At 64.1% G+C, this 1,299-nt stretch carries 1 protein-coding gene; it reads left to right on the forward strand.

Annotated features, from left to right (window positions below; all coding sequences use genetic code 11):
* Window positions 1-237: 237 nt before the first annotated feature.
* A partial coding sequence (locus AC3IFE_RS32770; RefSeq protein ID WP_489194701.1) for an alpha/beta fold hydrolase occupies window positions 238-1,299 on the forward strand: 1,062 nt, incomplete at its 3' end.

Consider the following 1,299-nt stretch of genomic DNA (forward strand, 5'->3'; position numbering starts at 1 on the left):
TTGGCTTGACCCGACTATGGCGATCGCCATAGTATGGTGATCACCCTATTCAGGAGCGCCGCGATGCCCGTCGACAAGAGCAAGCCATCGGCGCCGAGACGAACCGTCCTGGCGATGGGCGCAGCCGGCCTGGTTGCGGCGTTGTTTCGACCTGCCCGCGCAAACCCCACACGAGAAGGTGATCTGGCCATGCCGACCTACGCCGCAGGAACGCTTCCCAACGGGGTGCGCTCGCGCATGATCCACGGGGTGAACGGCCTCGATGTCCATATTCTCGAGGCCGGCCATGAAAGCGCCGGCCGGCCGCTCGCGTTGCTTTTGCACGGCTTTCCGGATCTGGCTTACGGCTGGCGGCATCTGATGCCCATCCTGGCCGACGCGGGATACCACGTCGTGGCACCCGACCAGCGGGGTTATGGACGCACCACCGGTTGGGCGAACGACTATGATGCCCCGCTCGCGCCGTTCAGCCTCTTGAATATGACGCGCGACGCCCTCGGATTGGTTTCGGCGTTGGGGTATCGGCATACGTCGATGCTCGTAGGGCACGATCTCGGCTCGCCCGTGGCGGCGTATTGCGCGCTGGCGCGACCTGACGTCTTTCCGTCGGTGGTGCTGATGAGCGCACCGTTTCCTGGCCCGCCGGCGCTTCCGTTCGACACGGCGCGAAGCGAGGCATCGCCGGCTCAACCGAACAATGACGGTCGGAAGCTGGCGGCGGCGCTTGCCGCGCTCGATCCGCCGAGACAGCATTACCAGCAATACCTCTGTACACGGAACGCCAACCGGGACATGCGGCACCCACCGCAAGGGTTATCCGCGTTTCTTCGCGCATTTTTCCATGTCAAGAGCGCCGACTGGTCGGGAAACAAGCCGCATCCGCTGAAGGCGCTCACGGCCGCGGAACTGGCGCAAATGCCCACCTACTACGTGATGGATCTCGGCAAGACGATGCCCGAAACCGTCGCGCCATTCCAACCGTCCGCCGCCCAAACCCTTGGCTGCACATGGCTGACCGACGCGGAACTTGGCGTGTACACCGCGGAGTACGGCCGCACCGGGTTTCAAGGCGCGCTTCAAGCTTATCGTGTGTTGTCCGATCCCGACCTGAACGCGGAGTTGCGCCTGTTTTCGGGCAAGACGATCGACGTCCCCTCGCTCTTCATTGGCGGCACGAGCGATTGGGGCACTTATTCGGCGCCGGGCGCGCTCGATCTGATGAGAACGAAGGCGACGACGAGCATGCGTGGCATCGAGATGATCGACGGCGCAGGCCACTGGATCCAGCAGGAGCAGCCG

The organism is Burkholderia sp. APQ4-4ca (genome assembly GCF_057837105.1).